This window comes from Pedobacter sp. GW822-FHT03F06 (assembly GCF_058801365.1).
The window spans coordinates 591945-612029 of record NZ_JBXANE010000001.1; the positions used below are offsets into that span (position 1 = coordinate 591945).

The following is a 20085-nucleotide window of genomic DNA, read 5'->3' on the forward strand; positions in this document are numbered from 1 at the left end:
TATAGTTTTTTACTTCTTCGTAAGTTTCTTCGGTTTATCAGTAATTTGATTTAAAGTCGCCGCCTCTTTCAATAAATAGCGTTTTATAAGTTCAATTAACTCTTTCATGTTATTTTAGTTTACGTTGTACAACCATCGCGTTCTAATTTTAGAACCTTTGGCAACGACAAAAATACTAAAAATATTAGTAAATAAAACACCTATTTTAAACACTCCTATTGAGTGTTATTGCTAAAAAAGACTGGATCAATATGTAGCGTCCAAAACAAATTGTGATATGTTAATAAAATAATTCATGAAAATACATCTTGTAATCAATGTAGGGTTAGTGGAAAACCTGATAGAAACTGCGGTTCTCCGGAAAGATCCGGATGATTCCCAAGTGCTGTAACTTTTCCAAAATTGATCTGTTTATAGGGTTTTGCGCAATGAATGGAGTTTTATTAGGGTCATTAATTTCCCCAAACTTATCTCCTAAGTGATCTAGCAAGATTCTATTATCCATAGCATTAAAATCCTGAACGTGTTTTTCGAATAAGGTCACCTTTTGCTCTTGTAATATATTCTGCCCAAGAAGTGCTTCGATAAGTTCAAACGGCCGCGAGACGTATGGAGATCCTAAAAACTGGTTGATCACGTGCGCGGCAAGTGCGGCGCTTTGCTGTATTGCAGAATAAGGAACTTCTTCTGCCAACTTTCTTTTGTCCTCTAAGGAAATCCCGCTACCCATCAAAACAAGATAGTCAGCGCTTAAAAGTGGATAAAGTGACGTATCCTCAAAAAACTCGCCAATATTTTTTTCTATCAAAATTGGTATCAAATCGGAATGATTGCTTTTTATCCCGTTAAAGTTATATTCTGAAAGTTTAATAATACCCTGCCTGATCAGCTTATCTAGCCTGTTAGCCGATAGAGAGGAAAAAATAGGCTCATCATCGACCGGCTCTGAAATGGAAAGAATCAGCTTGTCAAAGGCCGCATCCGAAAGCCCGCTTTTGATAATGTCGATAACGAATACTTCGTTTTCTAGTTTCTCGGTAGCAAGAAACTTATAATTTTCTTCATCGTTTAAAAACGTCGTCAAATCGTCATCAATCCGACTAGTCATCTCAAAATAAGTTAGCACATTTTCCCAGTTCGGCCTGATCTTATTGGAATTTAGCAACGGCTTCCATAAGGACTGCTCAACTTTTGTAAAATCAGAAAGCTGGGCTTCTTGAATTTCGATGATCTTGAGCTTTTCATTTTCACCAATATTCTCGGTCAGCCAGTATATCACAGTGTCCTCGGATTCCTTGGTATTGCCAGGAAGCTTTAAACCGACTCGTGACAAATATCTTTCGATATCCGATTTGAGGTAAGAGATTAAGGTGTCAGCTCTCGATGCAACGACTGTCGTGAAATTTGCCGTAGCCAATCCTTCAGCGTTAATCTCCACTTCTCCCTTTTTCCTCGCCATTAGGCTGATCATGTGTTCGTTAATCTGGTAATGGTTATTATGATAGATTTCCTCGAACAGTGGTGAATTCACCTGATTATCGTCAAGTTCACCAAACACAATCTCAAAATGCTTGATAACTTCACGGGTTTTCTGCGAAAGCGAATTCTCATCCATGAAAGTTAAAAAATCCGTCTTCCAAATTATATATCTGGTGAACAGAAAATCTTCATTGATGGCTTCAATTTCTTCAAAGGTTGCCGTTCTGATAATGGAGGCCATGATCCTGTCCATAATCTCTGGGGAAATATCGTGTTCCCTCGAAATATAGGCCCACATCCCTTGCCAGTTCAAATAAAGCACACGGATGAAGTAATCAAAATGCGTGGTAACCGATAAATACGCTTTTAAAAAGTCGAGGCTTGTTTCCGACGCGTTAGTTAGCTGGGCATTTAAGATCTTGATGAATTTTGGGTAAATGGATTTATGTTTGAAAAGATAATCGACCAAATTAAAGTTTAACAGTTCTTCCAGTATAAAATCTTCTGGTTCCAAACGGTGCAATAACTCCTCGATATTGGTAAGCCCATAACTATGTTTAAGTGCTTCCTGGTTGCGGACCGCACGCAGGAAAACCATATCAGAATCGGTAAGGCTCTTTGGATAAAAGTAAGACATATAATGTTCGTACAGTTCATTCAGATAGCCTCCCCTAAGCAAGTAAACGAGTAGTTTTTCCTTTCTGAACTTTTCATTTAGATGTCCTAAGGCTGACTTGTTTTCTGCCAATAACATTTTAAAAGGACGTGTAGAGATAAATTGAATTTTCCGTATAAGCTCGCTGATCTCTGTTTGCAGGCCTTTCTCGGCATTGGCTTTGGAATCGGTTATCAGCTGGGCACGTTTTTCATATTTGTTTACAGGATCGACTAACTTTTCCAGTTCTGTGAACGAAATCCCACTTCCGGCAATTTCGTTACCATAGTTCTCATAGTAATAGTAACCGATTCTTGATGAGTTTTGAAAGGCCTTGAAATTTTCATCCTCACTCATCTCTGAAATGGTTTTGTTACCATTAACATTGATCAGCGTAACTTTCTTCGCTGTCCTATTGATGAAATGCTGAACATATAGCATTCGGAGTTCTTTAATTCCATTAGCAACTGTATTTTGAAGGAACTGTAGTTCCTCTTTTGCCTTAGCAAGACGCACTGATAAATCTTCGGAAATCTTCTTGGTAAGTTCTGACTTTTGTGACATGACTGAATAAACCATCCCTTCGTGAACATGTAGGGCGGCGAAGTCTTGGGGGTAAATATTTTTATAGACAATCATCCCCATTAATTCATTAGGATCAAAACTACTGCCGGTGAGCTGATTGTTATAGAGCATGAATTCATTAAAGATGTTTTTCAATATCCGCATATCACTAATGTAAAGCGAGATATCATATAGAAACTTTTTCTTCAAAAGATCTTGAAGGCCTGCCTTTTCTAGGTTATCTGTTAGCACATTGATGGAATTGGAATGGTTAATCGCCGGTAGTACCGGTAATAGAAAATCAAAAAACTTGGTTCGGTTGTTTTCGCGAAAAATATCGTCCCTTACCGCATAGATAAAAACAATGCGCCGGCCAACCTGGGCAGAATTATTGAGTAGCAGGTTTAGTTCACGTAATTTAGTAAAGATCTCCGGATCGTTGAACCTGTCCAGATCTTCCAGTATGACCACATTGTATGGCTGCACTTGAAAAAAATAGAGGATCTCATCAAGGTGCTTATTGAGTATGCTGTTGGAAATGTCGTTGCTCATCTCGATCTGCCCACCGGTAAGATTGATCTTACTGAATTTGGCGAAGGCCAAAATCTTCATTCCCTCGATGAGTAATCGGAAAGTACCGAAAAGACAGAAAGTCGCGCTAATGATAAACAGCAGTACTTCTATCCATAGTTCCATGGATTTCCAGCTATAGAATTCCTCACGGAACGCATGGTTGGAAACATAGTAGAGACAAAGTCCCCAAAGGATCATAAAAACAGGTTTTTTCCAATGTTTGCGGATCTCAAATTTCTTGATCCGTTTGAACCTAGACTCTGGCAGGAGTTCATCGGTTTCCCTATAAAATATCTGCTGAAGAATGCTAAGTTCCACCAGCCTATGCTGTTCGATGCGTTCGGTTTCGCTGGGTTTCTTGATCCTGTAGTGCGTTACACCATCCTTTTCATACTGCTCCTCGATCTCATCACGGAAAGAGGCTAGGGAAATCGGAAGATAATTGTAATCCTGATATTTCTCTTTGAATGCCCGAAGAATACTGCTCTTTCCCGAGCCATAGGCTCCCGTGAGGGCGATATTGAACACATCTGTATTTTCCATTGCCCACCTCAGTGCCTTCAAATAATCTTTTGACTTTTCAGCATCTGACTTGGCACTTAAATCAGAAAGATGAAAAGGATTTTCAATAGGTGTTTTTGGAAAGTATTTGACCTTCAATGTCAGAAGTTTTTCTTCCAGGTACAGGATAAGCTTTTGTTTAAGGCTTTGCTTGGGCGTATTCATCGATCGTTAATTTATGCCTAATCTAGCAAGTTCCCTTTAAATTTTAAAATCGTGAAAAAGCCTGTAATAAAATATAGATGACAGAGAGCAGGAACTTATTAGGATTGTTTTTTAAATTGCAACTAGAGTCGACCTTCGAAACTTAAATATCTGTCATCATATGTTTTATCAACATTTGAAATTATTAATTTATCACATTTCGTTTTAGTCACTTTTATATAAATTGATAATAAATATAGCCTTAAATAACTTCTATATGGACTAAAATGTATTTAGGTCTATCACTTTTTGTATTAGATATTTATCACAATTCGTTTCGCACACTACAAATGCCTCAGTTTATTAAATAAACCCAATTATTATATTATCCTACCCGTGATTTATATTATCACACCCGTGATTTATATTACTGCACCCGTGATTTATATTACCGCACCCGTGATTTATATTATTGCACCCGTGATTTATATTATTGCACCCGTGATTTATATTATTGCACCCGCGATTTATATTATTGCACCCGCGAATTATATTATTGCACCCGCGAATTATATTATCGCACACCCGATCATGGAAATTTAATGGAGCAAAAACCATATTTATCCGCAGCCAATATATATACTAAATACATCATTTTGGCTGCAGATATTTATTTATTATCAGCCAAATTGCATATTTCTAACAAGTTTTGGCTGAAGATAATTTATTAACAAGACGGGTTATTTGGCCAAGAACCACAACCCCTTCGTTCATAAACCCGGTAGCAACGGAAATCCTTTTTATTGCATAAGTGTAATCTCTCCTATTCTTGCTGCTGGTAACGTAAAATTTGCAATAAAAAGATTGGAGTGCATAACGGGGCTGCAGCACCTACGGAGGTATGAATGTTCGTTTTCGAATAAAAATGCGCAAACTGTTTGCACACTCCCCAAACCTACCGATGAAAATCGCAACATTTAATAGAAGGTATTTTTAATAGTCGAAACAAAAAACATTTGTCCTTCACTTCGGCTTCGCTCAGTGCAGGCTGGCTCAGGATGACAATGTTTTTTGTTTCTTATAATTGCAGCCCCCTAACCCCTCCAAAATTAGGAAGGAGTTGGAGGCTACAAATAAGGTCTTCGACAGACTACCATTGAGAGATTCAAAAGAAAGGTCGTCATCTCGACTGGAGTGCAACGGAATGGAGAGATCTTTGAATCAATTATTGAAATGAAATTAAAAGATTTTGCTTCGCAGAGCCTTCGGGTTCTCCACTACGGTCGAAATGACGATACTTCCAGATCATTTATCTCCTTAAAAACCTCCTGTCATTAATATTTTATCCCTTAGACTGACATTTTAAAAAAAACGATTAAAAGCCGAAACCCTCTGATACAACTTCCTGCACTTTACTTTTACGGAACTCTTTCATTGATGGTGGTTCTTTAGCCTCGAGCGTGGCAAAATCTACCACACCTGTTCTTTTTGCCCAGTCGAAATAAGCTACCGATAACCTGCTTACTACGTCGTGGTTTTGCCGGGCTACATTGATGGTTTCGCCGCGGTCGGTTTCTAAATTGTACAGTTCCCAGTTGTAGCCTGGCCATGTAGATACCAGTTTCCATTTGCCAGCGCGTACGGCACGATTGCCTGCACGTTCCCAAAATAACGGTTCATCGCGTTTCAGTTCGTTATCGTTGCCAAACAGTACGGGTAACAAGCTTTTACCGGCCAATGCATTCGGCGTAATGCTCTGATAGCTTTTAGGGTAGGTAGCGCCAGCCAGATCGTAAAATGTTGGGGCAATATCGATAATATGACCTGTACCTTTTTTTAGGGTACCCGGTTTAATTTTAGCCGGATACCAGGCAATAAACGGCGAGCTGATGCCACCTTCGTACATATAATCTTTAAAGGCTTTTAATGGCGAATTTGAAGCGTACGACCAGTTTTTACTTTGCGATTCGTACGAACCAATGGTACCCACCGGGCCCGAATTGCGCACGGCACCTTTATACCATTTTACCAGATCTTCTGCAGGGGCACCGTTATCAGAAATAAACAGTATGATGGTATTTTTATCGGCTCCGGTTGCCTTTAACTTATTTAATACCTGGCCAATGCCCTGATCTAAACGATCGACCATGGCGGCAAAAATCTCCATCTTTTTGGCCCACTGACTGCGCTGATCGAACGATAGTTTGTTCCAGCTATAGATATCGGCATCTTTTTCTGAGATGGTAGAATTACCATCAATAATACCCAGTTCTTTTTGTTTTTTAATTCTTTCGGCACGGAGTACATCCCAACCTTTATCGTAGCGGCCTTTGTATTTGGCAATATCCTCAGGCAAAGCATGTAAGGGCCAGTGTGGTGCGGTATAGGCTAAATACAGGAAGAAGGGTTTGTCTTTAGCACTTTGATCTAAAAAGTTTACGGCATTCTCGGTAATTACATCGGTTTGGTAAAATTTACCCGCTTCTAATGGGTAAGGTTTCCCATCAATGGTATATGCGCGTTTTTTACCCCCTTCGTAATCGCCCTGATCGAAATAACTTCCATTTTCCGACATCATTACGTGATCGAAGCCACGCTGCCAGGGAAAACTAAGTTCTTTACCGGCCACATGCCATTTGCCCGACATTAAAGTATTGTAACCCTGGGTTTTTAAAACCTCGGCCAGGGTAAGCGATTCTTTATTGAGGTAACCCTGATAGGCCGGAAGCCCCAGATCGTTGGCGAAATACCCTACCCCTGCTTTATGCTGATACTGCCCTGTTAACAAGGAAGCACGCGTTGGTGCACAAATGGAGTTGTTATAAAATTCTTTTAGCCGAAGGCCCTCATTGGCGAGGCGATCTAAATTGGGTGTTTTAATTTCTGAGCCATAGGCGCCAAGATCTGAATAACCCAGATCATCGGCCAGGATAAGGATAATATTCGGCTTTGCCGGCCTGGCATTTTGCGCAAAACCCTGAATGGCCATTAATGCACCTACGCAGGTTAATATAACTTTGTTCATCTTTTTCTTTATTTAATACTAAAAATTCTGATTGCCCCTATTATTTCCCTGTGCAGGCCGGGCGGGCGCAGTTTTAAGCAATTCGTAATCTACTACTCCATTTTCTGCAGCCCACTTTACATAAGCGGCTTTTAACTGTGCTACTATTTCGGGGTGCTGAGCAGCCACATCGGCATTTTCGGCCCTATCTTTTTCGATATCGAAAAGTTCGTATTTTTCGGTTAAACCTGCCGGAGAAACGAGTTTCCATTTGCCCCAGCGTACGGCTTTGTTACCACCCCGTTCCCAAAACAAGGGTGCAGCACGCTGAACGGTATCGGTTACTCCGCTGAGCAATGGCAGCAAACTTTTACCAGCGAGGGCATTACTGGTTATGCCGTTTAACTGTTTTGGATAATTGATGCCCGCCAGTTCGTAAAAAGTTGGGGCAAGATCGATTAAATGCCCGGTGCCTTTGGCAATTGTTCCGGCTTTAATTTTATTCGGAAACCAGGCAATAAAGGGTGCACTAATGCCACCTTCGTACGGCGCGCCTTTATAATTTCGAAGTGGCGAATTGCCCGTTTGCGACCAATTGCTGTTCTGCGTTTCGTACGATCCGGCTGTACCTACAGGGCCAGTGGTGCGTTGGGTGTAAGGCCTGGTACCATTGCCGCCCTGAGCGCCATTATCTGAAATAAAAATGATCAGGGTATTTTCGTCCTGCTTCAGTTCTTTTAGTTTAGCCAGCAAACGGCCAACACCCTGGTCTACATGATCGATCATGGCGGCATAAACTTCCTGGCGGGTTTGCCAATATTCCTGTTCATCATAAGTTAACTTGTTCCAGGGTTTTACCTGGTCATCGTGCGCGGCAATTTTCTGATCACTACCAATAAGTCCTTTTTTAATGGCGTTGCGGTAACGTTGTACGCGTAGCGAATCCCAGCCTAGTTTATATTTGCCCTTATATTTGGCAATATCGGCCGGGAGTGCCTGAAGTGGCCAATGCGGTGCATTATAAGCCAGGTATAAAAAGAAAGGCTTTTTATCTTTTTGCTGGTTATCTAAGAAACCCAGCGCATTATTGGTAATTTCTTCAGTTAAATATTTTCCTGGTTCCAGAAAATACGGTTCATTATCTTTAACCAATGGTACGGTTTCGGTTCCTTTTTCTCCGATTTCGTAATAATTGCTGGCACCGCCAATAAAGCCAAAGAAATGATCGAAACCGCGTTGGTTCGGCCATTGGTTCCGATCGTCGCCCACGTGCCATTTACCTGCCATGAGCGTGGTGTAACCACCTGATTTAAGTACCTCGGCCAGGGTAAGCGATTCGCGGTTCAGAAAACCCTGATAGGCTGCCAGTCCGAGGTTATTGTTAAAAAAGCCAACACCGGCTTTGTGCTGGTACTGCCCGGTAAGCAACGATGCCCTGGTAGGTGCACAGATCGAATTGTTGTAAAATTCTTTAAGTTTTAGGCCACCTGCAGCGAGTTTATCCAAATTGGGTGTTTCTATCTCTGTTGCGCCAAAAGGGCCAATATCTGAAAAACCAAGATCATCAACCAGTACCAGAACAATATTTGGTTTTTGCTTTTTCTGGGCATATGCCCCCTGCACAACCAATAAGCCAAAGGCCAGCAGACATGCTTTTGCTATGGGCAAAGTGGAATGTTTTTGTTTAAAATTCATGCGATTAAATTTTAGTGTAAAACGGTTAATAGTTTACCCAATCTGGGTTTTGTTTTAATTTAGGGTTGAGGTTAAGCTCGCGTTGCGGAATAGGGAAATGAATATGGCGCCTGGCCGCTAAAGTTTTTCCGGCTGCTTTGAGTGTGGCCACATAATAATCGGCTCCCCGTCTGGCCAGATCGAACCAGCGCTGATATTCGAAAACCAATTCCTTTCTGCGCTCCTGAAAAACAGCATCTCTAAACTGATCTACATTTAATGCCGGAGAAACATCGGCTAATTTGGCAATGCCAGCGCGCTGGCGTACTTCATCTAATGCGACATAGGCTGTTGCATTTGGCCCGTTATTTACTTCATTTAAGGCTTCGGCATAAATTAAAAGCACTTCCGCATAACGGATAATGGGTAAATTTTTAGAAGACTGCGATTGATTGCCCACCACAGCCGGATCGTAATATTTATTAAACTGCGGTGAAAAAGTGTATAACTGACCATTTGTAGGGCTCACCATCTGTGTAACAAAGGTTATGGCCTTTCGGGTATCGTTATCGGCAAAACTGCTATACAAACCGCCAGCGGTATGCAAGGCATCGGCATAATCGCCATTAATACCGGGTACATCTGCCGGGGCCGAACGGCTGGCCAAACTATTGCCCTGAAAGCCAGCGTTACCTACAAACTGTGCCGAGAAGATATGCTCTTTACCATTTTTTGTGGCTACATTAAATACATCAGCAAAATTTGCAAACAGCGAATAGTATTTACTGTCGATTACCTCTTTACTTTTTTGTGCAGCGTTAGCCCACTCTTTATGGGTAAGGTATACTTTTGCCAACAAACTTTTGGCTGCGCCTGAAGTTGCCCTTCCTAAATCTTTACTGCTATATTCTGCCGGTGCAGGTAGTGATTCTGCATCTTTTAAATCCTGAATGATCTGTGCATATACCGCAGCCTCGGGCGCGTTGGGTACATATAAATCTTCGGGCGCTAAAGAAGTATTTTCGTGCAGTACAATGGGTACATCACCAAACCAGCGTACCAGGTTAAAGTAATGTAAAGCCCTTAAAAACTTCGACTCGTTAATTAAACGTTTTCTAACAGCTGAGCTGATTTTCGATTCATCAATCAGTGCAATTTTATCGATGGCGATGTTCGAAGCGTTAATGGCATCGTAGCTTTGTTTCCACAGCTGCTCCATCCTATCGTTCGATGAATCGTGGGTTAGGCCAGATATGGCCCTAACATGTGCATTTCTGGCTCTTGGCCCTGCTTCATAATCGTCGGTAGCCATTTCTACGCCAATCTGCATTAAACTGTTGTAGAGCGACTGGCCACTTTCGTAAAGTTTGCGGTAATTGGCCGTAACAGCAGAAACCGCCTGACTTTCATTTTGATAAAACTGTGCCGTAACAAGCACAGCATCGGGATCTTCTTCTAGCTTGGAGCAGGCCGAGAGTGCTACTGCTAAAATGGATGCATATATTAAGTTTATCTTTTTCATTGCGATATAGATTAAAATGTTAACCTTAAACCAGCCCTAACCGATCTGGCGATGGGGTAAATACCGGCATCGGTTCCTGGCGATACATTACTTCCAGAGGTAATTTCGGGATCGAAGCCTGAATAGTTTGTCCAGGTAAGGAGGTTCTGCCCGGCTACATAGAAATATACATTTGATAACTTGGCCTTAGCAGCGATCTTTTTTGGCAAGGTATACCCCAGTGATACATCTTTTAACCTCAAAAAAGAACCGCTTTCGATAAAACGATCGGAGAATACAGGTGCAGGATCTAATTTGGCTCTTGGAATGGTTTGACTTGGATTACTTGGTGTCCAGCGGTTTAGAGCGGTGGCCGAGGCATTTTGTTGCCCGGTAAACAGCTCCAGGGTTTGCATATTCGAGTTCAAAATGCTGTTACCATATGAGCCTTGTACAAATATTAACAGATCGAACCCTTTGTACTCGAAATTATTGGTTAAGCCAAAAATGAAATCGGGTTGTGCATTGCCAATAATGGCTTTATCTGCAGCAGTGGTAAACAAACCATCGCCATTAATATCTTTGTACAACCTATCGCCCGGTTTTGGCACCGCGCTACCTGTATATTTACCTTTAGTAGCTTCTTCCCCTGTTTGCAGGATTCCATCGGTTACATTACCATAAAAGCTGCCTAAAGGTTCACCAATTTTTACAATGTAGTTTCCGCTGATGTACGACTGTGCACCATTGCCAATACTCAGCACTTCATTCCGGTTAACAGAAAAGTTTAAATTGGTATTCCAGATAAATGCGCCGGTAAGGTTGCGGGTATTCAGGCCAATTTCGAATCCTTTATTTAATACCGATCCATAATTCTGTAGCGATGTACCATAACCCGTTGTCCAGGGGATCTCTACATTTAACAATAAATCTTTGGTTTTCTTGTAGTAACCATCTAACGTTAATTGGATGCGGTTGTTAAAAAAGCCGATATCCAGGCCAGCATCGTATTGATGGGTAGTTTCCCAGCCCAGTTTATCGTTCGCAATGCGGTTAGGTGCAAAACCCGTAGCGGTGGTACCACCAAAAACATAGTTGAGACTGTATAAGGTTGCCAAAGACTGGTATTGACCAATCTCCAGGTTTCCTGTTGTTCCGAAACTGGCACGTACCTTAAGCTCACTGATTGTTTTTTGTAAGGACTCGAAAAATTTCTCGTTACTGATTTTCCATGAAGCCGCTGCTGAAGGGAAATAACCCCATTTGTTTCCTTTGCCAAAGCGGGAAGAACCATCGGTACGGATACTTGATGTTAAGAAATAACGATTATCAAAACTGTAATTTACCCTGGCCAGGTAAGAATGTAATACCCATCTTGTGGCATCAGAGTAAGGCGCTACCAAAGTTGCACCGCTTTGCAGGCTGTTATAGGTTAAATCGTCGGTTACAAACTTCTGGGCATTTGCCCTGGTGGTTTCGCTGGAAAATTCCTGTTGCGTAAAACCGATTACCGCATCTAAAGCATGTTTACCAAAAGCTTTATTGTACGAAAGGGTATTCTCATTTAACCAGGAATAAGAATTATAAGTTCCCTTTCCGGCAGAACCACCAATGGTACTTCCTTCATAAATGGTTGATGGGATATAATTCTTTTCATTTACGCTGTTTACATCAGCACCGAGCAATACTTTTAAATTCAGTCCTTCAATAATGGTGTATTCTCCAAATGCTGTTCCCAAAAATTTATTGGTGGTTGATTTATTGATCTGCTCTTTTAATGAAGCAATTGGGTTGGCAAATATATTTTCGAAAGGATTACGAAGCGTATAAGCACCCGAAGCATCATAAATAGAAGCGGTAGCAGGCATAATCAACAGGCCATTGATAATGCCCGAAGGAGATACATTGGCATCGGCCTTGCTCCCGGTAATACTTGCACTTACTTTAAATTTCTCAAAGGGTTGGGCATCTACATTGGCCCTGATACTGATCCTCGAATAATCGGTATTCTTTAAAATACCATCCTGATCAAAGTAATTTCCCGAAATAAGGTAACGTGTTTTTGGGTTACCGCCACTGATGGTGAGTTGATGGTTCTGGGTTGGTGCACGCTCGAATGCTTGAGCCTGCCAGTCTGTTCCTGTACCCAGCTGGTCAATCTGCGCCTGGCTCAAATACTGGAAACGGCCTTTGGTTGGATCGGTATCGTACAAAGCATCGTTTCGGAGCAAAGCAAAATCGTGGGCATTTAAGAGGTCTAACTTCTTTCTTAACGATTGCGTACCGTAACTTCCTTCGTAGGTAACTGCGCTACGATCTGCTTTCCCTTTTTTGGTAGTGATGATCACGACACCATTGGCTCCTCTCGAACCGTAAATCGCCGTTGCAGAAGCATCTTTTAGAATATCAACCGTTTCAATGTCAGAAGGATTAATACTGGCCAATGGGTTAAGCGGCGTACCGCTCAACGTGCCTGCCGAAGCCGAACTGTTGTACAAAGGAAATCCATCAAGCACATATAAAGGTTCATTTCCACCCTGTACAGAACTCCCACCCCTTACACGGATGCTTACACCACCACCCGGCTGACCAGATGTTTGGGTAACCTGCACACCTGCCGCAGCCCCTTTTAACAATTGATCTACCGAACTTAATGGTTGTTTTAATGCCGATTTAGAAATGGAGGAAACGGAACCTGTAATATCACTCCGCTTTTGCGTTCCATAACCCACTACCACCACATTATCGAGCTGGTTGGCAGCTTCTTCTAGTTTAATTTCAATCGGACTTCCATTTGCAATAATTTCGATGGTTTTATAACCAATGTAACTTACGGTTAAGGTATAAGGAAACTTCTGCCCGGTTACGAACCTAAATTTACCTTCATTATCGGTTGCTGCAGAGTGGGTAGTTCCATTGATGCGGACCACAACACCCGGGATGGGCTCTTTGGTTTTCGAATCGGTAACCAAACCGCTGAGGGTAGAGTTAATGAGCGGTACGGTTTGTGCTTTAACCGCAATCGAAAAAATAAATTGAGCGATAATTAACATTCCTAAATGGCGCAAGGTGCGTAAGGAACGAACTGATAATCTGGATCGAACAGGCTTTTCCTGTCCGAAAACTGGTAACGAGACTTGCGAAGCCGACCCATAGGGCCACCTGACTTCTTCAAATTTTTGCATACTTTTGTTTAAGGTTAAGTGGTAAATTGATTCAGGTACCAACGCCAATTGAAGACCTGTTTCGATGATTTAATCCAGGGGAGATACAGCTGTGTTTCCCCGTTTTTATATAGTTTGTAAAATTCTTATATGCTATCCTCCTATTGTTTAATGGTTTGTTTTTTCTGTATCAATACCATACCTGCTCATTTATTACCAAATGAATTTTGTTCTGCATATCTGTTAAGTAATATCGGATCTGGCTTGAAAAAACCAGACAAAGGAATGATTACAAGAGATGTCCTGTAAAATAAGGCAAAGTTCATAATAAGGATATATTTTAGTTTATGACTGGTAAGTCAAAGCATTATTGTTGAGCGCCTGGCCATTTAGAAAGCCATTTTACAATAAGTTTACGCGTAACAACAACACATTCGCATTGATTCGTGGTAATTCGAACAGTGGATAGCGTAGGTAGAAAATGAAAGAAAGTAAAATTTATTCATATCGTTATTTGCAGGTGGCAGGCAAATATAATATTTAATTCTATAAATCCTATAGAATTTATAGATTAATAAAATTCATTTGTTCTCTATAGATATAAATAAACATTAACTGTTAAAAAGCTTAACCCAATAGCCTATATTCCGCTCTACTATTTATAAATCCCCCTGATTAAGCTTGGTAAAGCAATGAGCAATAAAGGCATAGCCACTATAAAACCGCCAATTACGGCTATAGCCAAGGGTTGATGCAATTGTGCACCGGCTCCAATACCTAAAGCCAAAGGCAATAAGGCGATAATTGCCCCAAATGCAGTCATTAATTTTGGACGTAACCGGGTAGAGATGGCAAAGGTTATGGCATCATCAACACTTTGTTTGGCAAGGGATTCTTTAAACTGTAGAAAGGTAAATACCGCATTCTCGCCGATAATGCCCACAATCATGATTAACCCGGTGTAACTGCCTACGTTTAGGGGGGTATGGGTTAAAAACAAGGCTAAATAACTCCCAGAAAGGCCCAGCACCGAGATCAATAAAATGAGAAAAGCAATTTTAAAATCTTTAAATAGAAATAAGATTACGCTAAACACCAGCAAACCCGATGCGATAAGAATGGTGAACAGTTCGGAAAACGATTGTTGCTGTTCTTTATATGCACCACCATATTCGATGTGGTAACCCGAAGGCAGGTTTACATTGGCATTTATGGCTTTCTGAAGATCTTTCATTACACTACCAAGATCGCGGTTATCGAGCCTTGCAGTAACTACCCCGATGGTTTGCAGGTTTTCTCTTGCTACTTCGGCAATTCCTGCTTTAAGATCAACCTTGGCCATTTGCTGAATGGGTACTGTTGTTCCATCGGGCAAGAAAATTTTAAGCTTACTGATATCAGCCACGCTAAAAGTTCTGCTTCCAGGGTAAACCATGCGGATAGGCGAAAGCTGTTGTTTATCGTATAAATCGCCAATTAAAGTTCCCTGCATTGCGGTTTGGAGCTGCGATTGAAAGGATACCGGACTAATACCATACTGCACCAGCATATTAAAATTGGGCTGAATATTTACCGTTGGCCCGGAGCGTACAATGCCATCAAATACATCGGCTGTACCATCTACATGCGAAACCAGATTGGCTACCCTTTTAGATAAAACCTGCAGTTTTTCCTGATCATTGCCAAAAATCTTCACCTCGATGGGCTGGGTAGAACTCATTAAATCGCCCAGCATATCGCCAATTACCTGCCCGAAATCGATTACCAATGCAGGTTGTGTATTTTCGATATGCGTGCGTATCTCCGAGATCACCTCGTCAGTGCTTTTTGTCCTGTTATGTTTCAGCTGGATCAGGTAATCGCCAGTATTGGGTTCGGTAATAAAAAAACCCATCTGTGTTCCTGTTCTCCGCGAATACGCCTGAACATCTGGAATTTTAACAATTTCCTTTTCTACCTGTTTAAGCATCCTGTCGGTTTCTTCGAGTGAAGTACCTGGAGGTGAAGCATAATCCAATACAATACTACCCTCATCCATTTCGGGGAGAAATCCGGTTTTTAAATGTGGGAAAACGAGCAGAATCGATGCGATCAGTCCGAGCATAAATATGATTGAGATATAAGGTCGTTGTATAAAATAACGCACCCAGTTTTGCGATTTAACCTCATGTACTACTACTTTCTTGCTGCTTGCTGCATGACTGCCCCCTTTACGGGTAAGTAAAAGATAAATCACAGGTAAACCAATCCAGGTAACAAAGAAGGAACAAACCAGGGTAATGATCATGGTATTGGTCATCACCTGAAAATAAGAACCTGCAACACCCGTCATCAGTACAAAAGGAACAAATATCACGATCGTACTGATGGAAGACCCTAACATGGCCGGGAAAAGATAAGTCACCGCCTTGCTCAATAACCTCATGGTAAGCTCTTCGGGGTGTTCTTCATGTGTGCGATGAATCTGCTCTACCACCACTATAGCATCATCTATAATTAAACCTATGGCCGCTGCAATGGCACCAAGGGTCATGATATTGAGCGAATACCCAATAAAATAAAGCACTATTATGGTTAAACAAAGCGTAACCGGGATGGTAATTAAAATGGTAACACTTGCCTTGAACGATCTCAGAAAAATAATAGCCACCAAAATGGCCAATGCCAAACCAATTAATAAACTATCACGTACACTTTTTACCGATTCGTTTACAAAATCGGCCTGTACATAATAAGGTTTAATACTTACTCCCGCTGGCAGGATGTGTTTCAATTGTTCTACTTTGGTAAACATCTCATTAGAAAGATCGACCAGGTTGGCATTGGGTTGTTTGATTACGGCAATCAGGATTCCATCTTTCCCGTTGGCATTGATGCGGGTATATTCTACACTCTGCTGAATATTTACCTTGGCAACATCCATTACCTTGATAATCCGGTTGCCCTTTCTGCTCAACACCAGATTTTCCAGATCGCTTTTGTTTTTTACAGTAGCATCGGTTACAGACAGATACAGGTAATTGTGATCGGTGAGGTAGCCATTAGATTTTATAAAATTAGTTTGGCTGAGTGCATTGTTGATCTGATCTGGAGCAATTCCAAGCGCCTGCATTTTCTGCACATCAAGCTCCAGCCAGTATTCTTTGCGCTTACCGCCAATTACACGGATCTCAGAAACGCCATCAACTTGCGAAAGAAAAGGTTTTACCGTATAGGTAGCGATTTTTTTAAGCTCAGCGGACGAATAATTATGACTTTCTAAGCTGTATCCACTTACCGGAAGGATAGACGGATTCATCTTCTCTACCGAAATATTAACCCCCGCTGGCAATGAAGCACTAATTTTGGCAATCTGCGATTCTATCCGTTGCTGGCTCAGATCGATATCGGCCCCGGGGTTCATAAATGCAGAAAGCTCGCAACTGCCCCTACTGGTGGTACTCCTAACCAATTGAAGATCGGGCACCTGTTTTACCGCATTTTCTAAAGGCCTTGTTACGGTAACTACCATCTTATCAACCGGCTGGAGTTCTGCATCAGCAATAATCTTGATCTTTGGAAAAGTAATTTCTGGAAAAAGCCCTGTTTTTAGCTGACTGAAAGCATATACTCCGCCAACCAGTATGATGACTAATACTGCAAGGATTGGGTTTTTATGAGAAATAAAAAACTTGTTCATGGCTACTTCTGGATTTTAACTTTGGCGGTATCTGCTAATCCATAATTGCCAGCTGTAATAATCAGGTCGGTTTTCGAAAATTTAGGATCGAGCACTTCAATTGTATTTTGGTTTTCGATGCCTTTTTTTACGTTTACCCTTACCGCCGTTGAATCGTTAATCAGTTTCATTACCCAAAACTCATCTTCGGTTTCGTTGGCCAATACCGCCGATTTTGGCAATACCTGGGCCTGTGCATGGTTTACTTTCGTTAACCTCACTTTCGCAATCAAACCTTCGGGAATATCTTTGCCTGTTCCCACTTTAAGAATATAACGTTGGGTCTGTGCTGATGAATCAACAGCAGGCATTGTGCCTGAAACCGTTCCGGTCATTTTGGTTCCGTCCGGTAAGAGAATAACTAAGCTTTTATTCTGCGTGATCAGCTGATTATATTCGTAAGGCAGATCGAGCAGAAAAACCAGACTATTGCGGTTGCTGATGGTAGCCAAAGCTTCCCCATCCTGCACATAATCTCCTTTTTGATGATTTACCTGGATAATCGTTCCGGCTTGATCGGCTCTGATATTGGAAATACCAGAAAATTTAAACCCGGCATCGAGCTTATTTACGCTATTACCAATCGATTTTGCCTCTTTGGTGATTAAACTAAACAACAATTGATGGGTGCCCACCTGCTTGCCCATTACGGCCTGGGCACTTTCTACATAACCGTTGATATTTGCCTTCACAAAACTTTTCTCCAGATAGGCCGAAACTGCCGAAAGCTCCACAAATTCTGAAAGCGCGCTATCCCGAACAGTAATTACCTGAACAGGCGTAATTGGCGAGGGCTCATCTACGGTTTCTGCCGGGGCAGAATGATTACATCCCGAAAAAATAAACAGCGTGGCAATACCACCACACATTAATTTTAGATAGCTATTCATGGTTATCGGTTCCAGTAGTTAAATTGGTTGATCAGTTTTAAACGGTTAATATGGGTTTGGCGCAACAAATTTTGAGCGGCCATATAATTGTTGATCGCAATAACAAAATCGGCCACTTTTAAATCGCCAGTATGCATCAATTTACTGTCTACCTCGATCAAACCCTTGCTAAAACGAATCTGTTCGTTAATTTTTGGAAAAAGCGCATCGGTCTGGTTAATCTGCTGACGGATCAGGTTTAGCTGTTGTTGTTGCTGGCGGACAAAAAAATTGCGGTAACCGGATATGGTTTTAGCGGAAAGACTGAGTTTATTGTACTGCATTTTTTTCTGATGACCATCGTAAATCGGAACGGAAATAGTAAAACCAATACTTGCCCCAAAATTTTTATAGGGCTGCAAAACAAATGAAGAATTATAGCCCCCATTTGCATACACCCCCAGTTTGGGTTTATAGTTAAAATCGATCGCGTTTTTTTGATTGCTGTTTTTTAAACTGTCGATATCAAAACGTTTGTTAAAAAAGCCTTGATCGATTGAGGTGCCAGCGAGCTGCAATTGGGGATCGGCTAACTTAACCTGTGTGGTATCAGAAATACCGGCCAAATAGTTTAACGTGGCATAGTCATTTTTAAACTGCAGTTCGGCCTGTTTTACTACCAACTGCTGTTGTTGTAGCGTAACCAGAAAAGTTAAATACTCTGATTGCTTGTAAATATTGCTTCTGGTTAATTTTTTAAGCAGTGCTTCTTCTTGTTCGAGCAGCATAACCACTTCCCGATTAAAATCTACCTGTTCCTGACTGGCATAGGCCAGAATATATTGATCGGCAATAGATCTTTGCAAATCATATAGTGACAGTTGCCCGGCATATTTAATGGAATCGCTTTGGATTTTAATGCCCTCGAGCTGGTTATTGATGCGTTTCTTGTTCAGCAGATCATAATTCACATTAAGTAGTGCTTCTAGCGCCTGCCCATTGGTAAGCACTTCATCGTAACCATAGCCACGCACAATTGGCGCATACATGCCTGCAGCACTGGCCGTAACCTGTGGGCCTCCGGTAGCCCGAACAATCAAACTATCTATCCCTGCCGAACGTTGTTGGTTCTGAAAATCTTTAAGCACCGGACTTGCAAATTCAGCCTGTTTTAAATAATAATCGAGATTTTTTGACGGGATTTGAGCCACTGCCCCTGTCACCCAAAAAGTAACCATGCATAAAATCAGGTATTTCAACTTTATATTCATTTTTGGATGATTTCAACTCAAAAAATTGAACAATATTAAAATCTGCCCGAAAGCATTAAACCTGTGCTACCTTGTTGATGGAAGGGCATAAACGTAAAATTTCCATCTTTTTTTGTGGTAAAAAGGCTTTTGATATATGGATAAACAAGATAAGATATCTTTGTAGAAGCAATTCCGAATCCAGCGCCGGCCACAACATCGCTAAACCAGTGTTTGTTGTTATACATCCGCAGTGTTCCGGTGGCAGTGGCAACAAAATAACCTGCATAACCAATCCATGGGCTAACATCTTTATACTCCTGGTGCAGAAATTCTGCCGCCATAAATGCAGATGCAGTATGCCCGGAGGGAAAAGAATTTTCTCCATTTCCATTTGGCCGTTCTCTACCAACGCCCTGTTTCACAAAATGGGTAGAAACCCCCATAATTGCAGCTGATGTAACATATAACATCGAAGCATCAAACAAATTGTGTTTACCTTTTATGCCGGATAAATTCAATGCATACACCGCAGCAGCAGGTGCAAATTGGATATAGTCATCAACATGAGCCGCAAATAAAGGATGATCTTCCTGTAATTCTGTCCTGGTACTTAGATCCAATTGTTTTAATGCACCATGATCGTAAACGGCGGCAAAACCATAACCGGCAAGTAAAACGGGTGCAATAAATGCCGTTGCCTGAAACTTTCTTTTTGGAATCGGATGACCAGTGTACCATCTCCCTAAAGAATCTGCAGGAACATTTTTAACCGAATCTATATTTTGAGTGTACCCAATAACGGCAGCAGCATAAGTTTGACTTCTGTAACTGCTCATAATCAACAGCACCCCTAAAAACCTTTTCATAGCTTAAATTTTAATCAAAACTATAATCGAATTATGGAGAAATTCTGAAGTTATCGGTTG

Annotated in this window: 9 protein-coding genes; all 9 read right to left on the bottom strand. The window is 41.3% G+C overall.

Translation table 11 applies throughout. The features are described from left to right. Window positions 1-325 precede the first annotated feature (325 nt). Window positions 326-3997 carry a YobI family P-loop NTPase gene (locus tag AC1RJ8_RS02310; protein WP_492951965.1) on the bottom strand — a complete coding sequence of 1224 codons (3672 nt, stop codon included), beginning with the start codon at window positions 3995-3997 and terminating at the stop codon, window positions 326-328. A gap of 1354 nt (window positions 3998-5351) precedes the next feature. Next, entirely contained in the window at window positions 5352-7001 is a 1650-nt protein-coding gene (locus tag AC1RJ8_RS02315) for an arylsulfatase (RefSeq protein ID WP_492951964.1), read from the bottom strand. Window positions 7002-7019: 18 nt separating this feature from the next. After that, complete coding sequence (locus AC1RJ8_RS02320; RefSeq protein WP_492951963.1) at window positions 7020-8675, bottom strand: arylsulfatase; 1656 nt, start codon at window positions 8673-8675, stop codon at window positions 7020-7022. Between the two features lie 25 nt (window positions 8676-8700). Next, entirely contained in the window at window positions 8701-10176 is a 1476-nt protein-coding gene (locus AC1RJ8_RS02325) for a RagB/SusD family nutrient uptake outer membrane protein (RefSeq protein ID WP_492951962.1), read from the bottom strand. An 11-nt stretch (window positions 10177-10187) separates the two neighbouring features. Then, window positions 10188-13340 carry a SusC/RagA family TonB-linked outer membrane protein gene (locus tag AC1RJ8_RS02330; protein WP_492951961.1) on the bottom strand — a complete coding sequence of 1051 codons (3153 nt, stop codon included), beginning with the start codon at window positions 13338-13340 and terminating at the stop codon, window positions 10188-10190. Window positions 13341-13974: 634 nt separating this feature from the next. Continuing rightward, window positions 13975-16998, bottom strand: coding sequence for an efflux RND transporter permease subunit (locus AC1RJ8_RS02335; protein ID WP_492951960.1), 3024 nt, complete (start codon window positions 16996-16998; stop codon window positions 13975-13977). 2 nt (window positions 16999-17000) lie between these two features. Further along, window positions 17001-17927, bottom strand: a complete 927-nt coding sequence (locus AC1RJ8_RS02340; protein WP_492951959.1) for an efflux RND transporter periplasmic adaptor subunit — start codon at window positions 17925-17927, stop codon at window positions 17001-17003. Window positions 17928-17929: 2 nt separating this feature from the next. After that, window positions 17930-19177, bottom strand: a complete 1248-nt coding sequence (locus AC1RJ8_RS02345; RefSeq protein ID WP_492951958.1) for a TolC family protein — start codon at window positions 19175-19177, stop codon at window positions 17930-17932. Between the two features lie 35 nt (window positions 19178-19212). Further along, the gene (locus AC1RJ8_RS02350; protein ID WP_492951957.1) at window positions 19213-20025 is read right to left on the bottom strand and encodes a phosphatase PAP2 family protein; all 813 of its coding nucleotides are present in this window, start codon (window positions 20023-20025) and stop codon (window positions 19213-19215) included. Between the last annotated feature and the right edge of the window lie 60 nt (window positions 20026-20085).